Origin of the sequence: Halobacillus faecis, assembly GCF_007991335.1 — a bacterium.
GTDB lineage: Bacteria > Bacillota > Bacilli > Bacillales > Halobacillaceae > Halobacillus > Halobacillus faecis.
Map to the genome: position 1 here is coordinate 203617 of NZ_BJYD01000012.1, position 21581 is coordinate 225197.

The following is a 21581-nucleotide window of genomic DNA, read 5'->3' on the forward strand; positions in this document are numbered from 1 at the left end:
CTCGAAATTCATCTAACAAACCGACAAGTTCTGTAGTGAAGACCTGCTCATCCACGCCGTTTTAGAGTTGTTTTAACCAAAGATCCCACACGAATAAGCGTGGAAGCAGGGTCTGGGAAACGTCCGCATGAAAAAGCAAATGGAGACACGAAAATGTGTATTTTTCTACTGACTGATCCAAACCACTGCCAATCGTCGTTTCCCTGACCCCGCATCCATGGCCAGGGAGTGTCATTCATTATTTCAACCAAGCCAGGCTTCCTTTAAGGTAGTTCGGTATGTGCTCACCGCGCTCCCGCGGAAAGCGAGTTATTCCCCGCAGCCCCATCCACTCAACAAAAGCCTCGAAACTAAGTCTTCAACAAACGGGAGCTTTTGTGGAATGGAAGAGTTGTCTGTGTTTCAGTCATTGAGGAAAATTCGGTATAATGAGAGCACATGAATATAAGGAGGTCACTAAGGTGAAGGAAGCCATTAAGTTACATAAAGATCAGTTCATCGAAGAATTAAAACATTATTTAAGCATTCCGAGCATTTCTTCCTTGTCTCAACATAAAGAAGACGTAAAAAAGGCAGCGGATTGGACAGCTGGTGCTTTGAAAGAAGCTGGCATGGAGAATGTGGAGGTTATCCCTACAGAAGGGCATCCGATCGTTTATGCGGATTGGCTTCATGCTGAAGGAAAGCCGACCGTTCTTGTGTACGGCCACTATGACGTGCAGCCGGAAGATCCGCTCGACTTATGGGAAACCCCGCCATTTGAACCGGTCATCAGGGATGGGAAAATTTTCGCCCGGGGAGCTACGGATGATAAAGGTCAGCTTTTCATTCATATCAAAGCTGTCGATCTTCTTATGAAAGAAAAGAGCGAGCTTCCGGTCAATGTGAAGTTTGTCATAGAGGGAGAAGAGGAAATCGCAAGCCCGAACCTTGGCCCTTTCATTCAGGAGAATGAGGAAAGACTTGCTTGTGATGCGGTGGTCATTAGTGATACGTCCTTTAGTGAGAAAGGGCAGCCTGCCATTTGTACATCTTTACGTGGGGCTTTGGCCATGGAAATGACCGTCACTACTGCCAATTCGGACCTACATTCGGGTACCTATGGCGGTGGCGTACCAAATTCGATTCACGCCCTCATCCAACTGTTGGATTCACTGCATGAAGAAAATGGCCGCATTGCCGTTGATGGTTTTTATAAAGGCGTTCCGGAGCCTACAGAAGCCTTAAGAAAAGAGGTTGCGGAAGTTCCATTCAATGAAGAACGTACAAAGCAGGAACTTGAGCTTGATGAACTTTTCGGAGAGGAAGGGTTCACGTTCCAGGAACGTGTCGGCATCCGCCCAACACTTGAAATCAACGGGATTACGGGAGGCTTTCAAGGCGAAGGGTTGAAAACAATCGTCCCTAAAGAAGCGAGTGCTAAAATCAGTTGTCGTTTAGTTGGTGAGCAGGACCCTCAGGCGATTTTTGAGGCGATTCAACGTCATGTAGCTAACAACCGACCAGTGGGTGCGAAGGTTGGTCTTCATCAGTACATTAAAGCAGACCCAGTGGCGATCGATTCTAAAAATCCTTATATTCAAAAAGCGGCAGATGCGTTTGAGAGTGTGTATGATGTGCGTCCACACTTTCCGAAAGAGGGCGGATCCATTCCGATTGTCGAAGTTTTCGGTCGTGTGTTAGATGCGCCGGTTGTCTTGATGGGATTTGGACTCCCGACAGAAAACCTGCATGCACCTAATGAACATTTTCATCTGGAGAATTTCACTAAAGGGATCGAAACGGTTTGTAAATACCTTCAAGAGTTATAAAGGAAAAAGGGCTGAGAATGTAGTTCTCAGCCTTTTTTATATGCATGATTAAGAATGGACTGGATGAAGGGCCCTTTTTTCTTTGTATAGACCGATCGTTCTTCTCTATAGGCTTCAGCCAACTGCTTTTTTAAGGATTCATAGGCATGGACAGATGCCGGGTTCGCTCGTAAATGATCTCGAAATGTAATTTTTTCTTCCCACTCTGAGCCTTTCCATTCACAGATGTGCAAGTGGAAGGTGTCGTTCGTATCGGTCTCTTTTTTGAAAAAACGTTTTGTCCTTAATTCGGGTTTAGGGACATATTCATACCCTGCTTGTGAAAGGGGATGGATGTAGCGTGTGAACTCATCAAGGCTTTCCATCCCTAATAGAATATCAATAATAGGCTTTGCGGAAAGGTTTGGAACAGAAGTACTTCCGATGTGCTCAATGGGAATATTCGAATCACCAAGTTGTTGAAGAATGGCGTTTTTTTCACTAGCGAATGTTTCAGGCCAATTGGATTGATAAGGGGAAAGCTGTACACAATTGTTGACCTTCCGTTCGTTACAAGAGAAACATTTCAGTGTTTTGTTTTCTGACAAAACACCATTCAAGAACCCATTTTCACAGTAGATGGTAGTGCGGCATTCAGCACACGTGCCCACTTTTTCATGCACGACGGTCACTCCCTTACCTCTTATATTTTGGATAAGTCTGTCTTTTTTTGTCAAAATGAAACGCTGAAATGTTAGAATAGTAGAAAGATACTAGTTAGGGGGATGAAGATGGAACAACTCCAGAGAAAACCAAAGACGTTTGCCGAAATACTCGATCATACATTCAGTATATCAAAGAAGAACTTCGGTCCTTTATTTCTTACTTTACTCATTATATTTGCGCCGCTCTACATATTTGATTATTTATTCATGGTACTGAGCGGGATCAGCTTCTTCCGCGAACCGTCAGGTGGAGGGTTTACAGAAGGCATTCTAAACAATCTTGATACAGCAGCAGCTACCCAGGAACTTGTGGCAACAAATCTCGGGATCGGCATGGAAATGTTGTATTTACTTGTTTCCACTGTTCTTGCCATTATCATCTATCCACTTGCCCAGGCATCGGTGATCGTAGCGGCCAGTAAAGCACTGAAGAATGAAACCTGGTCGAAAGGGCAGGCGATTAAAGGGGCGTTCTCAAGGTTTTGGCCGCTCATCGGAAGTACAGCCTTGATGGGAGTCATCTTCGGTGCCGCCGTTTTTATCGGGTTTCTCCTTTTCGGTGTTTTAGGAGGCATTAGCTTTGCGAGGGATGGCTTTGGAGTCGGATTCATCATGTCAATCGTCTTCGGTCTGTTGTTTTTCGCAGCGGTCGCTTTTTTTGTGACGAAACTGAGTATGTTCTTTGGAGCGATTGTTTTTCAGAAGGTCGCCCCGGGCTTTTCAAAAAGCTGGCAGCTGACGAAAGGGCGTTTCTGGTTCGTTTTCGGATTGTTCATCGTCTTTTTCATCATTACCATCCTGCTTACTTCCGTAATGGAGGGTGTCTCCGTTCTTCTTTTAGGTGGCAGTCTTCTCGGTCGTGTACTGACGGACCTTGCCTCGATCATTACCACGCTGTTTATGATGGTCGGTTATACGGTTCTGTTTTTTGACTTGAAAACAAGGAACGAAGCGGATGATTTGAAAGATATGATTGCTTCTTACAAAGAAACATGAACGTAGGTGAATCATGTGGGTGGATCAAATGAAGGAAAAGAACAACTGAAGGAAATTCTTGAGCGTCCCGAGTATCAAGCGTATGAGCAGGAAACTCAGACGGCGAGTCAACGTCTTTTGGATGTCATTGCCCAGTGGGTGAAAGAGTTGCTTGAGACTTGGTTTCCTAATTTCCAAGTCTCTGATTCTGCCATCAACGGCTGGATCTATTTTTTTGGTTTCATCGGAATGGGCATCCTTTTGTTGCTTGTCATCAAGCTTGTGGGGCGGCTCTCAGGGGAGAAGAATTTGTCTGAACAGCGTACATTCAGCAGGACTTCAGAGTTGGCATGGTCATCACAAAAGCATATGAAGGAAGCGGACGCGCTTGCGGCGGATGGTCAATATTCCGAAGCGGCCCGTCATGTGTTCCTGGGCATGCTGTTGGATTTCGATGCGAGGGATCTTGTTGAGGTGAAAACCTGGAAAACGAACGGCGACTATGAAAAGGATCTGCAGGACTCAAATCATACGCTCGTTGCTGATTTTTCTTTTCTTGCGAAGATTTTTGATCAGATCACCTATGGAAACCGGCCCCTTCTGAAAGAGGAGTTTGATGAATTTCGTTCCCGAGCCTTTCAATGGATGGATCAAGAAGGGAGGAAAGAAGCGTGACGAATACAAAGAAAACGTGGCTTTGGGCCGCTGTCACCTTTACCCTTCTTGCCGGTGTGCTCTATTGGCTCTCCAGCGGACGTCCGGAACCGTATCCTCCATATTTATCTGAATCCCCTTCCCAGACAGGAGTTAAAGCTTTTTACACGCTTCTTGATGAACAAGGGGAGGAACCTGCACGCTGGGATAGCAAACCCATCCGGCTTCCGAATGGAAGTGGCCGACAAACCCTCTTGATGATTGAACCTTTTTCCACCGTCAGCGGAGATGAGATGCGTCAGTATGAAAAGTGGATGGAAGAGGGGAATACCATCTGGCTGATGAAAAACAATCCTGTCGGCTATTTTGATACCCAGGTAGACTACGGTGTCTTACCTGCAGGTGAAACGAAGGTGGAGGGTGAGGATGGGAGTACATATACTGTAGAGGTTCAACAGGAGCACCGGCTGCAAACGAAGAAGTCGGATGATGTCCTATTGAGTGATCGTCATGGTGTGCTTGCCTTTAAACGCTCCTATGGGGATGGTGCACTGATAGTTGGCATGAATCCGGATTGGTTCACTAATGAATGGATTGCAGACCATGAACATTATGAAGTAATTGCATCGATCTTAGCATCAGAAGCTGAAGACAGCAGGATTTGGTTTGATGAATATATCCACGGACAAGATGGTTTATTTACCGGGTTGGACGTTTACCCGAAGTGGCTGCTTGTCTTTACCCTCCAGCTTGCTCTATTCATGCTTTTCTTTTTGTGGATGCAGGGGAAAAGGTTCGGCCCGTCCTTCATGCCGAGAGAAGCGGTTGTGCGTTTCGGGGATGAACGCCTGCAGGCTCTCGCTGCCTGGTACCGGAAAGGTGAGTTTTACAGAGAGTCGCTGGCCGTCCAAGAATCCTACCTTCGAAAGCTGTTACAGGACCGGTTCGGCGTCTCCTCCCAGGCGTCCTGGGAGGAGATTCGTCACACGCTATCGTATCGGTTGAATGAAAAGGATTATCAGGATTGGGAGAAATGGACGAAAACCGTGGAGCCGTTGGAAAACGTAACGGATGTAGATAAAAGGGCATTTTTAGATTGGTCGTATACGTTTGATCAGATGAGGAAAGAGGTGCAAGGGTCATGAATGAAAAATTGACAGAGTTGATACAGGCCTATGAACAAAGAGTTTACGGGCAGTCCGAGAATGTCCGATTGATGCTCGCGTCCGTCCTTGTTGGTGGACATGTGTTATTAGAAGGTGTCCCTGGTACGGGGAAGACAAAAATGGTGCGAACGTTAGCGAACCTCCTTGGAGGCGACTTCAAGCGGATTCAGTTCACCCCGGACCTCTTACCGAGCGATATTACGGGAAGCATGATCTACAACATGAAAACCGGTGAATTTGAGACGATGAAAGGACCTGTGTTTACGAATGTCCTGCTTGCTGATGAAATCAACCGGACACCAGCGAAAACACAAGCCGCTTTACTTGAAGCGATGGAAGAAAAGCAAATGACCATTCAGGGTGAGACGTACACACTTCCTGCTCCTTTCTTCGTTGTCGCGACCCAAAACCCGGTGGAGTTTGAAGGGACTTACCCATTACCGGAAGCGCAGCAAGATCGCTTTTTGTTTAAATTACATATTGATTTTCCCTCTATGGAAGACGAAGTGGCCGTGCTTAAACAGATGCTCCTATCTAAACAAGAGGAATCGGTCCAGCCACTGTTGACGGTAGAAGAGTTCAACAGGATCAGTGAAGAGATATCAAGTGTCACGATGACCGACGAATTGTACGGGTACATCATGTCGATCGTTCGCAAGACTCGTGAAACGGAATCCATCCGCCACGGAGCAAGTACGCGTGCAGCTATTGCCATTGCGAAGGCAGCAAAAGCGTGGGCGTACCTTGAATCACGCGACTACGTCACCCCGGACGATGTCAAAAAGGTCTCGATCGCTTCCTTGAGACATCGGGTGATTTTAGCGCCGCATATGGAACTGGAGGGAGTGACCCATGGCCAAATCATTCAAGAACTTGTGGGATCAGTTCCTGTTCCGCGATAAAGGGATTGTTCCAACGAAACGTCTGCTCTTGCTTATACTCGCCTTATCATTCGTATTGATTTTACTAACATGGACAGGTCTTTCCTGGCCTCTCATCATCGCCGTAAATGGGGCGATTCTATTATTGAGCTTGGTTGATCTTACTTTTTCCCCTAAACGGAAAGAGCTTCAAATTCGCAGGGTAATGGATGAAGAAATGGAGCGGGGAATCGAAAATAAGGGTTCTGTGGTGGTCAGGAATACTTCCGGCAAAGGGATGGCGATGAAAGTCATCGACCACTTTCCGCAATCGTTCAGCCAGCCGTTTCCTCTCAAAAAAGAGATCCAGGGATATGAGCAAGTACGCATCACCTATCCTTTTCACTCCGAAGAACGAGGAGAGTACACGCTTCCTCACCTTCATATTCGCTATCGTTCTCGTTTTGGTTTATGGGAAAAACAGATGAGGGTGGATCAAACCGAGAGTGTGCGGATCATTCCTGACCTCACGGAGAGCAGGAACTTCCTTGAGGACGCACAGCGTTTCCTTCTCTACGAAGGAACCCGTTTGAAGAGACGTCAGGTGGGAACGGGGGAGTTCAGTAAAATCCGTTCCTATGTAGTGGGAGATGATATCCGGAAAATCAATTGGAGACAAACCGCAAAAGTTCAGAACCTGATGACCAACGAATATGAACCGGAGCATGGGAAATTTGTCACCTTATTGATTGACTGTGGACGGATGATGGGCGTGGAGCTTGAAGAGAGCAATCGATTGGAGAAGTCCCTCGAGGCTGCGATGACGGTGGCGACCGCTGCCTTGAAGCGCGGCGATTACGTGGCGGTCCTCGCTTTTTCAAAACACGTTCATGTGTATGTGCCGCCGGCAAAAGGAATGGCGCATATGCAAACCATTTTAAAAGAAATTTATAACTTGAAAGTCGAAGGATACGAATCCGACTATACGGCTGTGTTCCAACACCTGCAGAAGGTGCAAAGCAGGAGAAGCCTTCTTTTATTGTTCAGTGATGTAAGCACTTTTTTATACGAAGAAGCAGCTTTGCATTATTTACAACGGTTACGGCGCTCGCATTTGTTCTTAATGATCGGAATCGAAGACAATGTCATCGACTCCGAGACGAAGCGGGAGCCTGAAGATGTACAGACGACATTAGTAAAGACGATGGCCCAAAAGCATGTGTTGGATAAAAAACAGGAGTTAAAAAAATGGGAAAGACAAGGCCTGCAAATGATAGAGGCACCGGAAGAGGAGCTGGCAACCGCCGCCGTTTCCCACTATATTACCATTATGAACCGTGGCCTTCTCTAGTTTTTCCGGCATTGATTTTCCCAATGATTACGTATGCTAAAAGCCCGAGGACAGTAAAGAATGCAAATGCATATTTCGTTTCAAGGGATAAGTTGGAAGGGGTGATGTAACCTTCTACAAAACCTGCGATGATAAAGAGTGGAATGGTTCCAATTAACAGCAGGACAGATTGATAGGCATAGGTTTTTAATTGATAGCTCCGCGTGCGTTTGCCGGGAACCCAAAGTTTATAGCCCATTAAAAGTCCTGCGCCGCCCGCGATGAAAATAGCCGTCAGTTCTATCATTCCATGCGGGACAATGTAGGCCCAGAAATCATAGGTTTTTCCATGAACCATGAACAAAGCGGCTAGGGCACCGACAATGATTCCGTTGTAGATGAGTAGATAAACGGTCAGCAGCCCGAAAGTCACGCCTCCAGCAAAAGCAAGAAAAGCTACTTGAATATTATTGGTCATGATTTCCGCTGACATTACAGGAGAATTTACCCCGCCGTCCTGGCTGCCGAGGCGGCTCGGATCTACAGCTTGAGCGATGGAATCAGGCAAAATCGTGTAAAGGCTCATCGGGTCCTGATAGACAGCAAGAAAAGCAGCCAGCCCACCTAAAAAGAACAACAGCATGCTGATGACAACGAACTTCCATTGTTCACCGATGAGTGTAATGAATGAACTTCCAAACATTTGTTTCAATTGTTTCCAATTGGACGTGCTTTCCTGGTAAAGCATGTTATGCGCCTTTGTCACGAGGTCGTTCAAGTAATCGGTCGTTTCTTCTTCTGCAAAGTATGTTTGACTGGAAGCAAGATGCTGGTTGACTTTTTGGTACAGGCGCTGAAACTCTTCTAAATGTTGCGGAGCCCACTGGCGTCTGTTCTTATGTAACAACTGAATCAGTTCTTCTAAACGTCTCCACTCTTCTCGGTGGCGTTGGACGAAAGTTCGATAGTTCATGGTTTCACCTGCAATGCGGGAATTTTTTACATTCTATTTCTATTATAGAAAAACGAAAGACATATGGGAACCCATAAGAAAGGTGGAAGAAGATGGAGGAAAGGTGGAGAGTGAAGACACCGGAACACGTGACCTTAAATTTTCAAATGGCAGGCTTAGGGAGCAGGGGAGCGGCTCAAATCGTCGACTCCATTCTATTAGGCTTATTATATGGTGGAATGATTGCGCTTCTCATTTTTACAGAAAACCATTTAGACTTCATGTTGGAAGGGCGAGGCTGGGTCATCGCTTTTGTTATCCTTGTCTTATTTGGCATTCAATGGGGATATTTCTTCTTATTCGAATGGTTCAGCGGGGGGAAAACACTGGGGAAAATGATGCTTGGTCTCCGAGTCGTCAAAGAAGATGGAGGAAAAGCAACTGTCCTATCCATAATGATTCGAAATTTATTACGAATCATTGATATGCTTCCTTTTTATTATCTGATTGGGATGTTGATGGTTTTCTTCCATCCTCAGCATAAAAGACTGGGTGATCTTGTGGGTGGAACGATCGTCATCCATGAAAGGAAAAAACAACGCTCGAAAAAGAAACAAACGCTCGTTGAGAAAGAGATTGAAAACCGGGGACTGAAATCGGATCAGCAAATCGTTGGAGACTGGGAAAGACAAAGCCTTACGAAAAAAGATTGGACGTTGTTAAAAACCTATGTTCATCGGTACCCGACACTAAAACCTGCAGAAAAAAACACCATGACCAGGGAGGTTGCTGAAATCCTTCTTCCTAAACTCGGGTTGGATGATGGAGCAAAGAGTGAAGATGAGTTAGCTACTCGACTTTATGCTGCTTATATAGAGATAAAAGAAGAGTGGGAATTCCAGTTATAAAGGAGAAAATAAAAGCCGGCTTTCCGGGAGGGGAAGCGGCTATTTTTTATGGCTAGAAGAAAGTTTCCACGTTGTTGATGTTTATGTGTACGTTTGAATTTATAAGTATTCTACTGAATATAGAAGAATTTACGAAAATATATTTACTTCAGTGTAGAATTTGGTATTATATACTAGGATTTAATCAAAAACAGGCGGATGAACGGGCTTATCCACGGGGGAGGTTATGTTTGTTCCTACCTGAAAATATAAAGAGGAAAGGGGATTACAGCTTATGCTTACATCTCTTTATGTGTTGTCTTTAACCGTTCTGCTTACGTTCCTTGTCTTATATGCCATCGATAAAGTTGTTCGTCGCTTTAAGAAAATCCAAAGCCCTACCATTCAACAAGACCAAATTCCAGCTGAAGTCGATTTCAGCCACCAGACATTCAAATAAATACTTCAACAGAAAGTGGCCCCTCATAAAAAGGTGCCACTTTCTTTTTTAGTCCGAACTTTGCACCTTGCAGGTTAGCTCCCTATTGTGGAAGATTCAGTTTCGAGATTTTTGTTGAGTGGATGGGGGCTGCGGGGGATAGCTCGCTTTCCGCGGGAGGCTGAAGAGCACATACCTCGCACCCTTAAGGGAAGCTTGGCCTGGTTGAAATAATGGATGACACTTCCTTGCCATAGATACAGGGTCAGGAAAAAGACGATTTGCAGTGTTTTGGATGAGTTAGTAGAAAAAAACACACGTTCGTGTCTCCATTCGCTTTTCATGCGGACGTTTCCCAGACCTTGATTCCACGCTTATTCGTGTAGGATCTTTGGTTAAAAAGACCCTATAACTGCTTGGCTGAGCAGATCTTCACTACAGGACTCGACAGTCTATTAGAGGAATTTCGAGAACCTCATATGGCAAAAGGGCGAACCTTTTCCCGGAGCCCCTAAGCCCCCCCAAAAGTCTCGAAATCAAGTCTTCCACAATCCTGCCATTTACTTTAATAACGAAGAGGGTGACTTGGACTATGGTTGTCTTTGGTATAGGGGTTTACGTTTTGTTAGGTACCTGTTTGTGGTAAAATAGATATGTTTACATAAAGAAAGAAAACAACCAAAATAAATACGAGTTCTATATATATTTTCAAGTACAATTCAACAGATGGAAAAGGGGATATCTCATGGCGAATAAAGCGGTTGTTCTAGGAGCGAACTATTATATTGGATTGAGTACGATTAGATGTCTGGGTATTCATGATGTTCATGTTGCAGCAGTGGACTATGACTGGGAAGGTGCCTACGGGCTAGAGTCCAAATATTGTTCAGAAGCATTGATCGGGCCTCACTATAAGGAGGACCCAGAAGGTTTGAAGACTTTCTTGATTGACTATGCCCAAAAACAGGACGATGCCCCTGTACTTATTCCGACAGCCGATCCGTATGTGGAGTTCGTGGATGAGTATCTGCCGGAATTAAGGGAATATTTCCTTATTCCTCAAACCGAACAAGGGTTATATACTAAGATAATGGACAAAGGCACCCTCCACACGCTGGCATCCCAGCACGGAGTAGCTGTTCCGGAAACGGTTCAAGTGGATGATGAGAACCTTGTACAAAAAGTGGAAGACGAAATCCATTACCCTTGTCTCGTAAAGCCGGTTGATTCACCAGCTTTTGTTTCTAAATTTAGAAGGAAGCTTTTCAAAGTTCATAATAAAGAAGAATTAATAGAAAAAGTAGAACAAGCGAAAGAAGCGAATATAGAAGTCATCGTCCAGCGAATTATTCCTGGTTTTGATGACCATATGTACACCTTCGATGCGTATCTGGATCAAAACTCCAAAGTGACGCACTGGGTGACTTGCCAAAAGCTGCGTCAATTCCCTGTGAATTACGGAGCATCTGTCTACACCCAGCAAAAATATGTACCGGAACTTTACGAACTCGGTGCGAAGTTTTTAGAAGGAATCGGGTATAAAGGTTTCGCTGAAATTGAATTCAAAAAGGACGCGGAAACCGGACAATATTATTTGATTGAAATCAATGTCCGTATTACGAACTTAAACCACCTATTACAAAAGACAGGCATAAACATCCCTTATATTACTTATAAAGATTTGATTGGGGAACCTGTGGAGCCAAAAGCGGTGGAAGAAGATCAGAACCTTGTCTTTTGGTATGCCTATGAGGACCTTCTGGCCGTCAGAGAATACATTAAGACTGGACAACTCTCTCCTCAGAAAGTGTTGATGTCGTATTTCAGGCCGAAAGCCCATGCCATTTGGGACCCGAAAGATCCAAAACCAGCATTCTCCTTTGGGAAAAAGTTGGCGAATCTGGTGGTGAACAAAGTCACTAGGAAAAGCAAGTAAATTACACACCGACTTAGTCTGAAGAATAGATTTGACGGACCGTTGGAAAGGCTAACCAATAATCGAACGTTATGTACGGAGCTCATAGGTACTTTAATAGAACAGGCGAAAACAACGCAGGGAAGGTAGATAAGAATGGCTAAGCTAAACGAATTATTATCATTCATCGATGTACTTGAGTCATGGAATGATAGAGACCTGGACGTCCAAGGACTCGCATACAATTCAAGAAATGTAGAACAGGGAGACGTATTTGTCTGTATTAAAGGTTTCAAAACAGATGGACACCGTTATGTGGCGGAGGCCATAAAAAATGGAGCGTCTGCTATTGTGGTTGAGGATTATCAATCTGATTGGGAAGACCTTCCTCAATATAAAGTAAAAGACAGCCGACGTGCCCTGGCAGCGCTCAGTGATGCTTTTTATAACCATCCTTCGAATGCAATGAAAACAATCGGAATTACAGCGACAAACGGGAAAACGTCCACTTCATTTATGACCAATGCCATTCTTGAAGAGCATGGACTTAAAACAGGCTTGATCGGAACGGTCGTGGTCAAGTTTGGTGACTACTCTGAGCCTACAAAGCTTACGACACCGGAGTCGCTCGACCTGCATCATTATTTTGCCCAAATGAGAGATCAGGATGTTTCCCATGTGACAATGGAAGTTTCCTCCTCTGCCCTTGATTTAAGCAGAGTGGGGAGTGTGGACTTTGATATTGTTACATTAAACAATATCAGCCGTGAGCATATCGATCTTCATGGTTCTTTTGAAGAATACTTTAATTGCAAAGCAAGCCTGATTCGCAATGCGGGTGAAGATAAATGGGCTATTCTGAACCTTGATGATTCTTATTCCGCGTCCTTGATCGACGAAACGAAAGCCAATGTACTCACATTCAGCGTAGAAACAGGAGATGGAGATCTAGTATGTAAAGACTTGGATCTTTCCACAGGGCGAGCTAAATTCACGGTCGAAATCCGTAAGCCATTTAGCGTAGAAGGGACAACCTATGAGCCACAGGAGTTCTCTATAGAGCTTGCCACACCAGGGTATCACTCTGTGTACAATTCCATGGTAGCCATCGCTGCAGGGTTGTTGAATGAGGTACCGATTCCAACGATCCAAGCCGGATTAAAAGGATTTGGTGGTGTAGAACGACGTTTTGAGATGGTCTTTGAGGATGATATTAAAATTTTGGACGACCACTTCGCCAACTATGGAAATATCAACGTAACCTTGAGCACATTGCAGCAAATGGAATATTCAAACCTTAAACTCGTCTATGCGATTCGCGGAAGCCGAGGAATCACAGTAAACAGAGAAAATGCAAAAGCCATTGTGGAATGGGCGCCTAAATTGGGACTGACTGAAGTGATTGCAACCGTCAGCCATTCCCATGTGGATGAAAAAGACCGGGTAACGGATGAAGAGTTGCGTGTCTTCCAGGAAATGATGGAGGAAGCAGGCATCCATGTAGACTTGTATAAAGAGTTGGATGATGCCATCCATCATGCGCTCTCGGAAGCAGAAAAAGACGATGTGGTCTTGTTAGCAGGTTGTCAGGGGATGGACGCTGGAGCGAAAATCGCCCTGGAACAGTTAAACAAGACACGTCCGGAAATGGATGAAGAGAAATTGTTCAAGCCATTGAAAAACAGAGTAGCAGGAATTCTCTGACTAAATCTTACAGCAAGGTCCCGGTCTTTCGTTAGGAGGCATAACAGTGAATGATAAAATTATCGGCATACTCGGGGGAATGGGACCTGAGGCAACCGCCGAATGTTATATGAAGATTATACGAGCGACGGATGCAAGCAATGATCAAGAGCATTATCGAGTGATCATAGACAGCAATGCGAAAATTCCTGATCGTACAGAAGCTATTGCAGGAAAAGGGGAAAACCCTGTTCCTGAAATGATCCATGCTGCAAAGAATTTAGAAAAACTCGAAGTGGATGTGGCGTGTATTCCATGTATGACCGCCCATTACTTCATTGAAGAAGTCCAAAAGGCTGTGTCTTTCCCATTACTGAATGCGTTCTTGGAACTGAAGAAGTTCATCCAGGATCATTATCCAACCGTACAAAAAATCGGGGTGCTCGCCACGACCGGTACTTTGGAAACCGGACTTTTCCAAAAGTATTTCGATCATTTAGAAGTGATTGCTCCCACACCCTATACTCAGAATGAAAAAGTGATGCGATCCATCTATGGGGATAACGGAATTAAAAGTGGGAACACGGATGGAGAACCCCTCCAACTACTGAAAGACGCTTCTCAGGAATTGTTGGACAATGGGGCAGAGTTGATTATTTCAGGCTGTACGGAAATTGGTCTCGTGTTGAAACCTTACCACCTTCCTGTTCCTCTGATCGACCCTATGGAAGTCGTTGCAAACGTCGTCGTAAAAGAAACTGTTTATCAAAAGTCATGAAAAGCTTAGCCCCTTCTTATATTTGTAACAAGAACCATTCTTCAGAAGGGGTGCCTATCATGTCTAAAAGTGAGTTTGAGCAGTTTTTATCAGAGTCCTTCAAAGAGGGGATTTCCTTCAGGGAATTAAGGCTTTCTGAAAAAGAAGTATCTCACTTGAAGTCCCATTATCCTGCAGCCATCATAAGAAGAACGAGTGAAGTCAACGATGCTTTAAAAAAATCATGGTATGAAGTCCACTTATCACCAATTCGAAAAAAACCTGAAAGTCTGGACTCTATCCGTGAAGAAAATTTCCGACTCAAACGTGAGTTGGAGGCCTTAAAGAAGATGAAAAATTAAGCAAATGAAGACAATTCTAAAAGGATTGTCTTATTTTTTTGTCTTTTTTTGATATTCAACTATATCTACTTTTTTAGAGTGAAATTTAGATGAATTCAATGAGTTTGGAAGGACATTATTGAATCTATTAACCTAAGCCTTTAATCCTGGTTGGGTCACTATTTAAGGTCGTATTTTGTCGACAAAAAAGACAAACATACGTGTGTTTTGTTATGAATTGAAACACAAATGTAATAATAATTTGTCTTTATTTAGCGAATATCTTTGATATAATGAGGTAGGAAAATGCAACAGACGACTTAAAGTACATACAACAGACAACATAGATTTACAAAATGAGAGTTTAGTAGGAAGTGATATAAATTGTTCGATCTGCATCACAGCAGTCCAGCACCTTATGTTCTGAGGGATACCGTTCTATACAGTGTAAAGATTGAACGGATTACACGGGGTGACCAATATTATGAAATTTAAGACATTTGGTCGTCACGGAAAAGAGGGCGTAAAAAGCTTAGCCAGAAATAGATGGATGTCCATAGCTTCAATATCAGCTGTGACTGTTACCTTGTTGCTGGTTGGAGTTTTCGCCACATTGCTTTTGAATTTAAATGACTTTGCATCACAGATCGAAGAAGATGTGGAAGTTCGCGTCTTTATAGATGTAACGGCAGAAGATGAGAGTCGTGAAGCCTTAAAGGACAAAATTGAAGAAGTATCAGCAGTCTCTTCAGTAGAGTTTCAGTCCAAAGAAGAAGGTTTGGACAAGCTTATTGATAGTCTTGGCGATGATGGAGAAGTTTTCGAATCCTTAAAGGATGAAAACCCATTGAATGATGTTTTCATCGTCAAAACGGTGGAACCTGAAGATACGATCACTGTCGCGCAGACGATTGAAGATTTTAATAGCGTAGCCAAGGTTGAATATGCCAAAGAAACTGTTCAGCGTCTTTTTAGTTTCATGGATGTGGCCCGTAATGTAGGGCTTGCGATCATTGCTGGTCTGCTTTTCACAGCCATGTTTTTAATTGCTAATACGATTCGAATTACAATCGTTGCTCGTAAGAAAGAAATCGAAATTATGAAAATGGTCGGAGCGACAAATTGGTTTATCCGCTGGCCATTTCTGTTTGAAGGATTAATGATAGGTGTTTTTGGATCACTTATACCGATCGCGGTTGTTGTGTTCGGGTATGACTACCTTTACACAGAAGTGACTACCAGATACCCGACATTGCCCATTCAATTACTGCCTGTGTACCCGTTTGTAATTAAAGTATCCGCACTGCTAATACTGATGGGTATTGTCATTGGCTTATGGGGAAGTTTCACATCGATTCGTAAGTATTTAAAAGTTTAAATCTATTGAACTACCAAAAATAAAAAGGTAAGGATTCGGGGGAGGAAGAAAGTTTGAAGTTGAGATTTTTAACAGCCGCTCTGACCGTCAGTCTTATTCTATCCGGTTTCCCACTCTACTCTCATACAGTTAACGCAGAAACTAACCAGGAGAAATTAGAGGAGAACCGTTCCAAGCAGTCTGAAATAGAAAAAGAAAAGCAGGAAAAGCAGGAAGAAATAGAAAAGCTACAACAGCGACAAGAAGAGGTAAACGCAGAAATCGCTCAGTTGGACAAACAAGTGATGGAAGCGATGAACAAGATTGAAACAAAAGAAAATGAAATTGCGCAAACCAGAGAAAATATCGATAAGTTAAAAGCAGAAATTGCGGAACTTGAAAAAAGGATCGCTGAGCGTGATGAGCTTTTAAAGGAACGCGTTAAATCCATGCACCAAAACGGTGGAGCCATTGATTATCTGGACGTTTTAATGGGCGCTGAAAGTTTCGGTAACTTTTTAGAGCGTGTCATGAGTCTAAATACGATTGCTAATCAGGATAAAGAAATTTTAGAGCAGCATAAAGCAGATAAAGAAGAAGTAGAAAAGAAAAAAGCACAAGTTGAAGAAGAACTGGCATCCCTTGAGGAAAAGCTTCAGGAATTAGAAGCTTTGAAACAAGAACTCGACCAGAAGAAACAAGAGAAAAACGAACTTATGGAAAGTCTTGAACATGATGAAGAACTTGCGCATAACCATGTGATGGATATTGAGGAAGAACAGGAAACTCTTGCTGCGCAGGAAGCTGCTATCCAGAAGGAAATCGAGCGCGAAAGACAGCGTAAAGCGGAAGAAGAAGCTAGAAAGAGAGCAGCTGAAAAAGCGGCCGCTGAAAAAGCAGCAGCTGAAAAGAAAGCTAGTTCTTCAAATACCAGCAGCAATAACTCAAGTTCTAATTCTAGTTCCGATTCCAGCTCCAGCTCTACAAGTGACTCTTCCTCTTCCAATAGTGGTTCACTATTTAGCTGGCCGACAAATGCCCGGGTTACATCTGAATACGACCGCAATCGTATTCACCCTATTACTGGAGTCCCTAAATTACATTCGGGCATAGATCAAGCAGCAGGTGGTACAGTACCTATCCGAGCAGCAGCAGACGGTACTGTCATCCGTGCAAATTACTCATCAAGCTACGGGTATGTAGTAATGATTTCTCACCGTATTAATGGTCAAACATTTACGACGGTATATGCTCATATGAGAAGTGGACTTGGTGTTTCATCTGGCCAATCAGTATCCAGAGGTCAGTTCTTAGGTAATATGGGTAGTACAGGAGCTTCTACAGGGCAGCACCTTCACTTTGAAATTCATGAAGGAAGCTGGAACGGAGCCCGTTCTAATTCTGTAAACCCACGTAAATACTTGCCATAAAAGCATATTCTTATAAAAAAACCGATGGAAAATCATAAAGATTTTCCATCGGTTTTTTCGTTTTGTATTTCTATGTATTAGATGTTCAGCATTTCAGTAAGTGTGGAGAGGGGGAGGATGTAAAGGTAACCGAACTTATTTTGATCTTATAAGTATGATTGATGTGTTTAATTTGGGATTGGATGACAAGTGTTTAGTATAACTATGGGAATAGTATCGTACTGCTGTAACACACTCAGCTTAACAGGACTCACAAGGAAGGTTTAATGACCTCCCCTAATGGGGATCTCAGGACAATGTGGATCCTCTTATGTGAACTTCGCAAGCCTATGATTTCCCTTCTATACCCCTTTAAGGTGCTAGTGCTGTACTTACTATACAAAGTCCATCACTCCACCCTCGCAGAACCTTGTATCTTTAATCCCCTCTTTAAAGACCTCGGAACTAACATGGATCTTAAGGATTTGTGGAAATTCTGTTATTAGGGAAGCTGAGCATGCTCTCCTTATCAGTTATTCACATGTGTATAACTATGGAAACTACCGACGTTATTGCATCATCATTTATTCTTCTGTTGAACGAATTAATAATTCTAAAAACCCACAGTGCTTTCAATTGATGATACAGCAGATTCCTTTATAAAGCTGCCTTGCTTTTGGTATAAGCTTGGGTGACTCTTTTTTTCGGTGTATGAAGCTCTTTAGCCTTTATAGGAATAGGTGCCGAATGAGTGAGGTTTTCGTTGCAAATAGGACAACTCCAGGGTCCGGTATTACTACTACTGTAGGATGCTCTCTGACAGTGTGTACACAATTTCATGATCAAGAAATAACCCCTCCCACTTCGAATGTGTTCTTTATAAAGAACTAGTGATGTCTATTATACCTTATTCATGTTATATAACAAGTGCTGTTAAGAATGTTTAGTCAATAAATCGTACAGTTTATCGTATATAAGTCCTCTTTTTCCTTATATTGTGAACGTAACATACGTTCGGTGTTATACTTAAAGAAGATCATTCTTCATGACCAGTCTTCCAGTTTGCAGTTTATAAATGAAGGAGGAAGATGATGAATCGAATGAAATTAATTCCTTACCGAATGGATGCAATTTTGGATACGACGAATGAAGTCCCTAAAGGTGTGCATATGGTAGAGGCTCAAAGTTTATGGGATGAGACACACCAAGGAGAAAGCAGTGTTATAGCTGTTATTGATACAGGTTGTCAGAGTGATCATCCAGACTTACAAGGACAGATTGTAGGGGGACGAAACTTTACCGACGATCATAATGGGGATCCAGAAAATTATCAGGATAATAACGGACATGGGACTCATGTAGCAGGTACCATAGCAGCTAAGGAAGACGGAGAAGGTGTCGTCGGTGTTGCACCTCAAGCGAAACTTCTAATTCTTAAGGTGCTCTCAGAAGAGGGGAGTGGGCAGTATCAGTGGATTACAGATGCTATTGATTATGCGGTTCAATGGAGAGGGGAGAACAATGAGCGTGTTCGAGTGATATCCATGTCTCTTGGAGGACCGGATGACACACCAGAATTAAAACAATCTATCTTGAAGGCCATTTCTGAAGGAGTCTCTGTGGTATGTGCTGCAGGGAATGAAGGGGATGGACGGGAAGATACGATGGAATATGCTTATCCCGGAGCTTATAATGAAGTCATCCAAGTAGGGGCAGTGGATGAAAGTCGACGGTTGGCCACCTTTACGAACACAAATGACCAAATTGATCTTGTTGCCCCTGGTGTGAATGTCCTCTCCACCTATCTTGAAGGTAAATATGCTCGCTTATCAGGCACTTCTATGGCAACCCCACATGTTTCTGGTGGTCTTGCATTAATCATTCCTTTAGTAGAGTCCCAGTTTCAGAGGAGAATGTCCGAATCTGAAGTGTTTTCACAACTTATTAAGCGGACAACTCCGTTAGGTCATTCTAAAACGGCTGAAGGAAATGGGCTGATGACCTTGGCATTGACAAAGAAATTAGAAGAGTTATTCAGTACTTACATCACATAACCATACTTTTATCGGAGAGGTAATTCACCTCTCTTTTTTTGTGCATATAAAGTCCGCCATTTAGAAAATACCATTGAAACTAAGACCGTGATTTTGTGTCGAAAATAGTATAACAATGGAAAAACATCTGTTGTGTACATTTTTGAATGCAAGTTTACATAAATGTACACATGTTTGCAAAAGTGTTTGCGTTATGTTTTCAATTATGTATGCAAGTGTGCAAAGAAGTACACATGCTGTTATATAGGCTTGTGTGCAATATTGTGTACATGCACACAGTGTTGTAATCAAGTACACAATTATGAACACGTAAAAAGGCGCATTGACTATTTTCTGATTGTTTAATAGATTTAAAGTAAGGTGAGGTCAAATCTAGCAAAAGAAAAGGAGAGCTGTTTAATGACAAAATCGAGAATTGCAGCTGTTGATGTTGGTAATGATGCCGTGAAGGCGAACTTTGGAAAATTGGAATCCTCTTTATATATCCCTAATGTGGTCGCTAGAGACCTTGAGGACCGTCCGGTTATCGGAATTGAAGATCTAGATGATAAGGATCCACTCGATAATCTACATATTCGAGTGCATTCCCCTGCTTTGCGTGAAAATAATGCGATTTATCGTGTAGGGAATCTAGCTACGAAGACGACTAACTCTGCTGAGTTGGATCCCGGCAGTTACAAATCAGAAGAAGATCAAACTTTAATTATGTTGTTTGCATCTCTTGCTATGGACGCTGTAACTGGCAAAGATGCGCAGTCAGCTAAAAACAATGTGATTGAAGCGAATTATACACTTGGTACAGGATTACCATTACGTGAAGTTAAAGAAGGAAAAGATGTGGGTTACCGCTCCCAACTTCTTGGTTCTGTACACCAGGTTGAATTTTTAGTCACACCGAAATACCAAGGAATGAAAGTTAATATCAAGTTTGATGAGGTTAAAGTTTATCCAGAAGGATTTGCTGCTTATGTAAACCTTGTCATGGATAATGATTTGAACATTATTAATAAAGAGTTAGTCGATAAACAAATCCTGATCCAGGATATCGGTGGTCTTTCTACGGATATCGCCGTGATTAGAAACCGAAACGTGGATGATGACAAAGCTCAGGGATTCAACTTGGGAGTGTCAGAATCACTGGAGATGATCCGTGACGAGATCCTTACGAAGCATGGGGTTGAACTAGACAGCCGTCGTGACGTCGTCGATATCATCACGCGTAAAAATGATCGTCACCACATTATGGTTCGAGGAAGCCGTACAAATGTGCACGACATTACGGACCGCATTTTACTTGAACTGGCGAAGAAACAATACCGTTATTTGAGAAATGTATGGCAGAAAAATTCCCAGTCTGAAATCTGCTACTTCGTAGGTGGCGGTTCAGCTGTATTGAAGGACTATATTAAGACATTGAACAACAAACTGGATGGCTTTAACATTGAATTTTTTGAAGATGAAAATGAAAGCATCTGGATGATGGCCAATGCTTATTACAAACTTATTTCTGACTATATCCGCAAGAACTCCAAGTTAGAAGACAAGTCCAATAAAAAAGTAGAACAAAAAGCCGGATCTTCTAAATAAGGTGATTGAATGAGTTCTTCTAGAAAAAGTGTGGAGAGGGGCCAGTCCATTACGTTCCGGGTCCCCTCGGACACACCGGATCATTTGTTGAAACAGCTGTCCCAGTTGAAAGAGAAGGAACGTAGAAATTTCTCAAGTAAGATCGCTCAATTCGTCCTTGATGGAGTGAACCAGTCCTTTACGAAAGATAAGGAAACCGTGACGATCCCGCTTCCCAAAGCTCTTACAAAAGAGCAAAAAAGTTGGATTAAACACGAACACTCTGAAGCTCTCATCGGCAGCATCCTTTATCAGCTTATGATGGATCCTGTGAGGGCAACAACTTTACTTGCGTCGTTAAATAGCAATGCCTATCATATTGATGATGCGCTATACCTTCAAGAAGAGGCGGCTACAGAGGAAGAAACACAGGTTCCAACAGAGGTTGAGCCTGAGAAGGAGAAAGCTGTTTTGCCGGAAACCCCACTTGAGGTAGACGGAGATGATGACTTGGATGACCTGGATCTAGACAATTTCCAAGCTGACTTTCAGGAACAACGAGAAGAAGATGTCCAAGAAGAAGATGATGACGACTTGCTTGGTGACTTTTTATCAAGAATGAATAAATGATGATAAGCCCCTCGTATAAGCGGAGAGGGCTTATTTTTATTGACTAATTTTAAAAAACACACATCAGTACAATCACCTGGATGAAAATTGA

The 21581-nt window shown here is 43.1% G+C and carries 19 protein-coding genes; 17 read left to right on the forward strand and 2 right to left on the reverse strand.

What is annotated here, in order from left to right; genetic code table 11:
* Positions 1 to 428 precede the first annotated feature (428 nt).
* Complete coding sequence (locus tag HFA01_RS07415) at positions 429 to 1811, forward strand: dipeptidase (protein ID WP_146814758.1); 1383 nt, start codon at positions 429 to 431, stop codon at positions 1809 to 1811.
* Between the two features lie 26 nt (positions 1812 to 1837).
* Here HFA01_RS07415 and HFA01_RS07420 read toward each other — a convergent pair whose 3' ends face one another.
* The gene (locus HFA01_RS07420) at positions 1838 to 2482 is read right to left on the reverse strand and encodes a GrpB family protein (RefSeq protein WP_167506198.1); all 645 of its coding nucleotides are present in this window, start codon (positions 2480 to 2482) and stop codon (positions 1838 to 1840) included.
* 99 nt (positions 2483 to 2581) lie between these two features.
* On the opposite strand from HFA01_RS07420, the gene HFA01_RS07425 reads away from it, so the two are divergent.
* The 5 genes from HFA01_RS07425 to HFA01_RS07445 are packed head-to-tail and all read left to right on the forward strand — an operon-like array spanning position 2582 to position 7521.
* Entirely contained in the window at positions 2582 to 3511 is a 930-nt protein-coding gene (locus HFA01_RS07425; RefSeq protein WP_146814763.1) for a hypothetical protein, read from the forward strand.
* A gap of 15 nt (positions 3512 to 3526) precedes the next feature.
* Positions 3527 to 4165: a DUF4129 domain-containing protein gene (locus tag HFA01_RS07430; protein WP_146814766.1), complete on the forward strand. Its 639-nt coding sequence runs from the start codon at positions 3527 to 3529 to the stop codon at positions 4163 to 4165.
* Positions 4162 to 5289: a DUF4350 domain-containing protein gene (locus tag HFA01_RS07435; RefSeq protein ID WP_167506199.1), complete on the forward strand. Its 1128-nt coding sequence runs from the start codon at positions 4162 to 4164 to the stop codon at positions 5287 to 5289. Before HFA01_RS07430 ends, HFA01_RS07435 begins: the two co-directional genes overlap by 4 nt.
* Complete coding sequence (locus HFA01_RS07440; protein ID WP_146814770.1) at positions 5286 to 6212, forward strand: AAA family ATPase; 927 nt, start codon at positions 5286 to 5288, stop codon at positions 6210 to 6212. The genes HFA01_RS07435 and HFA01_RS07440 overlap by 4 nt, the downstream gene beginning before the upstream one ends.
* Positions 6163 to 7521 carry a DUF58 domain-containing protein gene (locus HFA01_RS07445; RefSeq protein ID WP_146814772.1) on the forward strand — a complete coding sequence of 453 codons (1359 nt, stop codon included), beginning with the start codon at positions 6163 to 6165 and terminating at the stop codon, positions 7519 to 7521. The genes HFA01_RS07440 and HFA01_RS07445 overlap by 50 nt, the downstream gene beginning before the upstream one ends.
* Here the strand turns inward: HFA01_RS07445 and HFA01_RS07450 are convergent.
* The gene (locus HFA01_RS07450) at positions 7499 to 8473 is read right to left on the reverse strand and encodes a stage II sporulation protein M (protein WP_146814774.1); all 975 of its coding nucleotides are present in this window, start codon (positions 8471 to 8473) and stop codon (positions 7499 to 7501) included. The genes HFA01_RS07445 and HFA01_RS07450 overlap by 23 nt on opposite strands.
* 92 nt (positions 8474 to 8565) lie before the next feature.
* Between HFA01_RS07450 and HFA01_RS07455 the strand changes: the two genes are divergently transcribed.
* From HFA01_RS07455 to HFA01_RS07500, 11 genes are all read left to right on the forward strand, one after another.
* The gene (locus HFA01_RS07455; RefSeq protein WP_146814776.1) at positions 8566 to 9360 is read left to right on the forward strand and encodes an RDD family protein; all 795 of its coding nucleotides are present in this window, start codon (positions 8566 to 8568) and stop codon (positions 9358 to 9360) included.
* 274 nt (positions 9361 to 9634) lie between these two features.
* Positions 9635 to 9799, forward strand: a complete 165-nt coding sequence (locus tag HFA01_RS18875; protein WP_167506200.1) for a hypothetical protein — start codon at positions 9635 to 9637, stop codon at positions 9797 to 9799.
* 724 nt (positions 9800 to 10523) lie between these two features.
* A complete protein-coding gene (locus HFA01_RS07460; protein ID WP_146814778.1) occupies positions 10524 to 11714 on the forward strand; it encodes a carboxylate--amine ligase in 1191 nt (396 codons plus the stop codon).
* A 135-nt stretch (positions 11715 to 11849) separates the two neighbouring features.
* Positions 11850 to 13397, forward strand: a complete 1548-nt coding sequence (locus HFA01_RS07465) for a Mur ligase family protein (protein ID WP_146814780.1) — start codon at positions 11850 to 11852, stop codon at positions 13395 to 13397.
* A 46-nt stretch (positions 13398 to 13443) separates the two neighbouring features.
* A complete protein-coding gene (gene cuyB / locus HFA01_RS07470; RefSeq protein ID WP_146814782.1) occupies positions 13444 to 14154 on the forward strand; it encodes a cysteate racemase in 711 nt (236 codons plus the stop codon).
* A gap of 59 nt (positions 14155 to 14213) precedes the next feature.
* Complete coding sequence (locus HFA01_RS07475; protein ID WP_146814784.1) at positions 14214 to 14495, forward strand: hypothetical protein; 282 nt, start codon at positions 14214 to 14216, stop codon at positions 14493 to 14495.
* Positions 14496 to 14958: 463 nt separating this feature from the next.
* A complete protein-coding gene (gene ftsX / locus HFA01_RS07480; RefSeq protein WP_146814786.1) occupies positions 14959 to 15852 on the forward strand; it encodes a permease-like cell division protein FtsX in 894 nt (297 codons plus the stop codon).
* Positions 15853 to 15905: 53 nt separating this feature from the next.
* Positions 15906 to 17261 (forward strand): murein hydrolase activator EnvC family protein, encoded by a 1356-nt coding sequence (locus tag HFA01_RS07485; protein ID WP_146814788.1) that lies wholly within the window; start codon positions 15906 to 15908, stop codon positions 17259 to 17261.
* Positions 17262 to 18331: 1070 nt separating this feature from the next.
* Positions 18332 to 19294: a S8 family peptidase gene (locus HFA01_RS07490; RefSeq protein ID WP_146814790.1), complete on the forward strand. Its 963-nt coding sequence runs from the start codon at positions 18332 to 18334 to the stop codon at positions 19292 to 19294.
* 399 nt (positions 19295 to 19693) lie between these two features.
* A complete protein-coding gene (locus HFA01_RS07495; RefSeq protein WP_146814793.1) occupies positions 19694 to 20881 on the forward strand; it encodes a ParM/StbA family protein in 1188 nt (395 codons plus the stop codon).
* Positions 20882 to 20890: 9 nt separating this feature from the next.
* The gene (locus HFA01_RS07500) at positions 20891 to 21490 is read left to right on the forward strand and encodes a hypothetical protein (protein ID WP_146814795.1); all 600 of its coding nucleotides are present in this window, start codon (positions 20891 to 20893) and stop codon (positions 21488 to 21490) included.
* Positions 21491 to 21581 lie beyond the last annotated feature (91 nt).

Coding starts and splice junctions, on each gene's coding strand:
- HFA01_RS07415 (WP_146814758.1), top strand. CDS start 429: ATGAGAGCACATGAATATAAGGAGGTCACTAAGGTGAAGGAAGCCATT.
- HFA01_RS07425 (WP_146814763.1), top strand. CDS start 2,582: ATGGAACAACTCCAGAGAAAACCAAAGACGTTTGCCGAAATACTCGAT.
- HFA01_RS07440 (WP_146814770.1), top strand. CDS start 5,286: ATGAATGAAAAATTGACAGAGTTGATACAGGCCTATGAACAAAGAGTT.
- HFA01_RS07445 (WP_146814772.1), top strand. CDS start 6,163: ATGGCCAAATCATTCAAGAACTTGTGGGATCAGTTCCTGTTCCGCGAT.
- HFA01_RS07450 (WP_146814774.1), bottom strand. CDS start 8,473: ATGAACTATCGAACTTTCGTCCAACGCCACCGAGAAGAGTGGAGACGT.
- HFA01_RS07455 (WP_146814776.1), top strand. CDS start 8,566: ATGGAGGAAAGGTGGAGAGTGAAGACACCGGAACACGTGACCTTAAAT.
- HFA01_RS18875 (WP_167506200.1), top strand. CDS start 9,635: ATGCTTACATCTCTTTATGTGTTGTCTTTAACCGTTCTGCTTACGTTC.
- HFA01_RS07460 (WP_146814778.1), top strand. CDS start 10,524: ATGGCGAATAAAGCGGTTGTTCTAGGAGCGAACTATTATATTGGATTG.
- HFA01_RS07465 (WP_146814780.1), top strand. CDS start 11,850: ATGGCTAAGCTAAACGAATTATTATCATTCATCGATGTACTTGAGTCA.
- HFA01_RS07475 (WP_146814784.1), top strand. CDS start 14,214: ATGTCTAAAAGTGAGTTTGAGCAGTTTTTATCAGAGTCCTTCAAAGAG.
- ftsX (WP_146814786.1), top strand. CDS start 14,959: ATGAAATTTAAGACATTTGGTCGTCACGGAAAAGAGGGCGTAAAAAGC.
- HFA01_RS07490 (WP_146814790.1), top strand. CDS start 18,332: ATGAATCGAATGAAATTAATTCCTTACCGAATGGATGCAATTTTGGAT.
- HFA01_RS07495 (WP_146814793.1), top strand. CDS start 19,694: ATGACAAAATCGAGAATTGCAGCTGTTGATGTTGGTAATGATGCCGTG.
- HFA01_RS07500 (WP_146814795.1), top strand. CDS start 20,891: ATGAGTTCTTCTAGAAAAAGTGTGGAGAGGGGCCAGTCCATTACGTTC.